This is a genomic window from Haemophilus parainfluenzae (assembly GCF_003253005.1).
GTDB lineage: Bacteria > Pseudomonadota > Gammaproteobacteria > Enterobacterales > Pasteurellaceae > Haemophilus_D > Haemophilus_D parainfluenzae_M.
Window position 1 is genome coordinate 1 of record NZ_QEPZ01000013.1, and the last position, 5,139, is coordinate 5,139.

The window sequence follows — 5,139 nt, forward strand, 5'->3', positions numbered from 1 at the left end:
ACTTAAAAAGTATTATGAATTTCTAGTTAGCACCTATTAAGACTTCAAAATTAAAAAATATTTTTAAAACAAGTCAATCAACAAGTGCCCACACAGATTGTCTGATATATTGTTAAAGAGCAAAAAAGAACGACGCACCGGTTTTATAAAGCTTCACAACAGCGCGTCGTTGTGTGGAGTGCATTATAGGGATTTTTGGAGTCCGTGCAAGCACTTTTAAAAAAAAATTGATCAATAGATGATTTTTTAGACGCACAGCCTTTAAGTAAGTCTATTCAACCTTTTTTAAAGTCCTTTTACAGCGCCTAAATCCATTTGCAGAAAGTATTTCATTAAGTTTATTAAGCCCTTTCTCCTTTTCTTTCTCAGTATAAAACTCACAATTACGGTTTTCTAAAGCGCCACGAAGTCGCCAATAAAAAGCTTCAGTTGCACCAATATCCGCTTTTTTCAAACGAACAATTGCATTTTCAGCACCTATTTGTCGTAAGATATCCACATTATCAATACCGACTTTCTTTAGTGCTCGTTCATATTTAACAGATAAATTCGGTAAATCACGAATCCGTCCAATCTTAGAGAGCACAGACTCGAGTTTTTCCTTCCTTATTTGAGTTGTTGAAAGAATGATCAAAGTTCTCATTAAGACATTATCTTTCAAGATACTTTCAGTTAAAGCATAATAATCAGATAACACAAAGCGTTTATTGAGCTCATTTGTTGCAAAGGCTTTGCAGCCCAACCCTTTTAATTTTACAGAAAGTTCACCTTTAGCCCTCAAGTAAACCTTATTATTAATCCAAACAGCAAACATATCCTTATCTTTATGGAATAACCCATATCCAGTAAATAGGTTTTTGCTTGTTACATCTCCAATCAGTTGATTTAGTAAATTACACACTCTGATAATATTATCATTGGGTATTGTTAGGATTTTCATTGTAAAGCTCTCCTTAGAGTAAGGTTTATTTTATTTAGCTATAACTAAGAAGCACCACTATAGAATAGTTATATCATAATCAATCAGGTATAACTAAAAGATTTTTTCAATTTTGTGAGATAGATCGCAAATGTAAAATTTATTTAAAACAAACAAGTAGATTTGATAAAACAAGATTATAATTAACAACTTAAGCCTATTAAAAAATTGTAATATATAGGAATAAATAATGATAACTGGACTTGTTCTTGAAGGCGGCGGCATGAGAGGGATGTTTACAGCTGGTGCCCTTGATGCACTCATGGAACAACACATTGAAATAGATAAAATTATTGGCGTTTCTGCGGGGGCATTATTTGGCATAAATTATGCATCCAATCAAAAAGAAAGAGCGTTGAGATATAACCTAAAATATCTTAAAGATAAACGGTACATGGGATTTCATAGCCTTTTTACAACAGGCAACATTGTCAATAAAGACTTCGCTTTCTATGATCTCCCCTTTAATCTCGACCCTTTTGATCAAAATGAATTTGAAAAATCTCACATTGATTTCTATTTAGCTGCCACAAACATCGAGAATGGTGAAGCTGAATATTTCAAAATCGAAAATGTTTTCAAAGAAATGGAATACTTCAGAGCAACCTCGGCCATGCCTTTTGTCTCGCAATTTGTGGAAATCAATGGGCAAAAATATCTAGACGGTGGAATTGCTGATAGTATTCCATTTGAAAAAGCACAAGAGCTCGGTTGTGATAAAATCATCGTTGTTTTAACCCAACCTATCGACTACCGTAAAACAAAATCTTCTTCTTTTTTATTCAAGCTTTTTTATCGCAAATATCCATACTTAGTTAAAACCTTAGAAAATCGCTACCGCACTTATAATGAACAAGTAGAAGAAATCATTCGTTTAGAAAAACAAAATAAAATCTTTGTGATCCGTCCAAATGTACCGCTCAATATAGGTCGATTAGAACGAGATGAAACCAAAATAAGAACTGTATATGAACTGGGTGAAAAAATTCTCTCAGCACAAATTCAAGATCTAAAAAAATACTTAAGAAGTTGATTTTAAATAAACTATTTCTCAAGTTTGGAATCTGATTCACATTTTTTCGTCAAGGAAAAAATTTTCCCTTGATACTGTACATCAATACAGATATAATCTAGCCAAATTTAGATAACTCTGTTTAAGAAGGTTTTATATGGCAACTCAAGAAGAAAAGCAAAAAGCGCTCGCCGCAGCACTTGGTCAAATTGAAAAACAATTCGGTAAAGGCTCAATTATGAAATTGGGCGATACTCAAGCCCTTGATGTTGAATCTGTTTCAACTGGTTCTTTAGGTCTTGATGTCGCTCTTGGTATTGGTGGTTTACCAATGGGTCGTATTGTTGAAATTTTTGGACCTGAATCTTCTGGTAAAACAACTTTAACTTTATCTGTTATCGCTCAAGCACAAAAAGTGGGTAAAACCTGTGCCTTTATCGATGCGGAGCATGCACTTGATCCTATTTATGCAGCAAAACTTGGCGTTGATGTGAAAGAGCTCTTAGTCTCCCAGCCAGACAACGGGGAACAAGCGCTTGAAATTTGTGATGCCTTAGTACGTTCTGGTGCTGTAGATGTCGTCATTGTGGACTCTGTTGCTGCACTTACCCCGAAAGCTGAAATTGAAGGTGAAATGGGTGATTCACACATGGGTTTACAAGCGCGTTTAATGTCTCAAGCACTACGTAAATTAACCGGTCAAATCAAAAATGCAAACTGTCTCGTTATCTTCATTAACCAAATTCGTATGAAAATTGGTGTCATGTTTGGTAACCCAGAAACCACAACTGGTGGTAACGCGCTAAAATTCTACTCTTCTGTTCGTTTAGATATCCGCCGTACTGGTTCAGTTAAAGATGGAGATGAGGTCATTGGTAACGAAACTCGTGTTAAAGTAGTTAAAAACAAATTAGCCGCACCTTTCCGCCAAGTAGATTTCCAAATTCTTTATGGAGAAGGCATCTCTAAAGCAGGCGAATTAATTGAACTTGGTGTTAAACACAAACTTGTTGAGAAATCCGGTGCATGGTATGCATATAACGGTGAAAAAATTGGTCAAGGTAAAGCCAATGCGATGAAGTGGTTACATGAAAATCCTGCGAAATCAGATGAACTTGAAGCGAAGCTTCGTGCTGAATTAGTCGCTAACCCAGAACAAGCATTAATGGCTGATATTGAACAATCTAATGATGACGCAGAAAGCGATTTCTAATCACTAAAAGTGCGGTCAAAATTGACCGCACTTTTCATTTCAACCGTATTTCACCTAAAAGGAATTTCTATGCCTTCTCTTGCTTTAAGCTATGTCGTTAATTTACTTGCTCGACGTGAATATAGCGAATTTGAACTACGCAATAAAATGCAGGAAAAGGCATTTACAGAAGATGAGATCGATGAAACGATTGCTTACTGTCAGAAAAAAAACTGGCAAAATGATAAGCGATTTGCTGAAAATTATTTACACGCACGTTCGCAACGTGGGTATGGTGCAAATCGTATTAAACAAGAATTACGCCAACTGAAAGGTGTATCTTCAGACGTAATCAATGAAGTTCTCGCAGAAAGTGAAATTAATTGGATTGAAATAGCAGAAAAGGTTCTACACAAAAAGTTTCCTAATTATGCAGAACCTCAACCAATCAAAATCAAACAAAAAATTTGGCAATATATGCTCTCTCATGGATTCTATTCTGAAGAATTTAGCGATTTTATCGGAAATGGAATAGAAGACTGATGAGCCTAAAGAAATAAATCCCTAATACTGTAAAAATTAAACAACCAACTAAATGGCTAACTAAAACGAACAATCCATTTACCCATTCTTCTTTAAAAAAGAGTTCTATTACTTCACCTGAAAAAGAAGAAAAGGTGGTGAGTGCACCAAGAAATCCGGTCACTAAGAATAATCGCCATTCAGGACTAAATTGAGGGAAGGTCCAAAAAGTTGCTAGTAAAATCCCCATCAAAAAGCAGCCAATAAAATTAGCCACAAGTGTGCCAAATGCAAGTGAACTAAACAGGGAATTAAGCCATAGACCTAATCCCCAGCGTAAAGAGGCTCCGATCGCTGCACCTGCACTAACCAGAAAAATTGACTGAAACATCTATTTAATACCAAAAAGTGCAGCTAAATGTTTGGCCACTGCTTCGTCCTTATTAAACCCAATCTCTTCCAATTCGGGGCAAGCTTCTTTTAGACGAGGATCAGCATTCGCCATCACATAACCTTTACCAGCCAAAGAAAGCATTTCAACATCATTCTGACCATCACCAAAAGCAATACAATCTTTTAATCCATAATTTCTATTTTCTAATAGATGAGCTAATGCATCACCTTTAGATACATTTTTATTCATGACCTCTAAGCAAGTCACAGCGGAATAAACAATCGTCGTTTTATCACTAAAATGCGTTCTAAGATAATCTTCCAGCTCCAAAAGATCTTTCGGGTCACGAGCAATAAAAAATACTTTTTCAGTTCCTCTTCCATGATGTTTTGTGAAATCAACCACCTCATACATGAAACCTGAATCCTTGTGATATTTTGCTAATTCAGGCACATCTATATTGATAAACCAACCATCATCTTGATAAGTATTGATACAAATCTTGGTACGATCAAAAGGGATTTTATACAACTCAAGTACGATTTCTTCTGGAAGGCTATTGCTATAAATAAGGTTACCTTTTAGGTCGCGTACTCTCGCGCCATTGGAAGTGATCATTACAGCATGCTCCGCTCCAATCTTACCTAAAATAGAAGAAACATCCGTGTGATTACGGCCAGTTGCTAAAATAATATCAACACCTTTTTGTTCTAATTTATTTAATATCTCAATTGTAAAATCCCCAATTACATGATTAGTATTGAGTAATGTACCGTCAAGATCAGAAACAACGGCTTTAAATGGAAGTTGTTGCATAAAACCACCTGTATAAAAAATGAGTCTGTATCATACCAAAACGACACGATTTTTGACCGCACTTTCTATCATAAAAATGACATTCATTGATAAAAAGCAAAAAGGCGCATCTTTCGATACGCCTTCTTAATCTAACTTGTTACAGTTAATACATCAATTATTTGATGATTTTCGCAACAACGCCAGCACCTACTGTACGGCCACCTTCACGGATTGCGAAACGT

General features: G+C 35.6%; 7 protein-coding genes. 3 read left to right on the forward strand and 4 right to left on the reverse strand.

Annotation, left to right across the window (positions count from 1 at the left end; all coding sequences use genetic code 11):
* Positions 1 to 271: 271 nt before the first annotated feature.
* Positions 272 to 940 carry a TfoX/Sxy family DNA transformation protein gene (locus DPV97_RS09425; protein ID WP_083313270.1) on the reverse strand — a complete coding sequence of 223 codons (669 nt, stop codon included), beginning with the start codon at positions 938 to 940 and terminating at the stop codon, positions 272 to 274.
* Between the two features lie 229 nt (positions 941 to 1,169).
* Here DPV97_RS09425 and DPV97_RS09430 point away from each other — a divergent pair, with 229 nt between their 5' ends.
* The 3 genes from DPV97_RS09430 (at position 1,170) to recX (ending at position 3,726) form a co-directional block, all read left to right on the forward strand.
* Positions 1,170 to 2,012: a patatin-like phospholipase family protein gene (locus tag DPV97_RS09430; RefSeq protein WP_070712925.1), complete on the forward strand. Its 843-nt coding sequence runs from the start codon at positions 1,170 to 1,172 to the stop codon at positions 2,010 to 2,012.
* Positions 2,013 to 2,148: 136 nt separating this feature from the next.
* Positions 2,149 to 3,204, forward strand: coding sequence for a recombinase RecA (gene recA / locus DPV97_RS09435; protein WP_014064545.1), 1,056 nt, complete (start codon positions 2,149 to 2,151; stop codon positions 3,202 to 3,204).
* 69 nt (positions 3,205 to 3,273) lie between these two features.
* Positions 3,274 to 3,726 carry a recombination regulator RecX gene (gene recX / locus DPV97_RS09440; protein WP_070712924.1) on the forward strand — a complete coding sequence of 151 codons (453 nt, stop codon included), beginning with the start codon at positions 3,274 to 3,276 and terminating at the stop codon, positions 3,724 to 3,726.
* On the opposite strand, the gene crcB is transcribed toward recX, so the two are convergent.
* The 3 genes from crcB to DPV97_RS09720 form a co-directional block, all read right to left on the reverse strand.
* Positions 3,701 to 4,096, reverse strand: a complete 396-nt coding sequence (crcB, locus tag DPV97_RS09445; protein WP_070712922.1) for a fluoride efflux transporter CrcB — start codon at positions 4,094 to 4,096, stop codon at positions 3,701 to 3,703. The two genes, recX and crcB, sit on opposite strands and share 26 nt — an antisense overlap.
* Positions 4,097 to 4,915 (reverse strand): Cof-type HAD-IIB family hydrolase, encoded by an 819-nt coding sequence (locus DPV97_RS09450; RefSeq protein WP_070712920.1) that lies wholly within the window; start codon positions 4,913 to 4,915, stop codon positions 4,097 to 4,099. It abuts the gene before it with no gap.
* 157 nt (positions 4,916 to 5,072) lie between these two features.
* Positions 5,073 to 5,139 (reverse strand): EF-Tu C-terminal domain-related protein (locus DPV97_RS09720; RefSeq protein WP_080265453.1); only part of this gene is annotated, 67 nt, incomplete at its 5' end.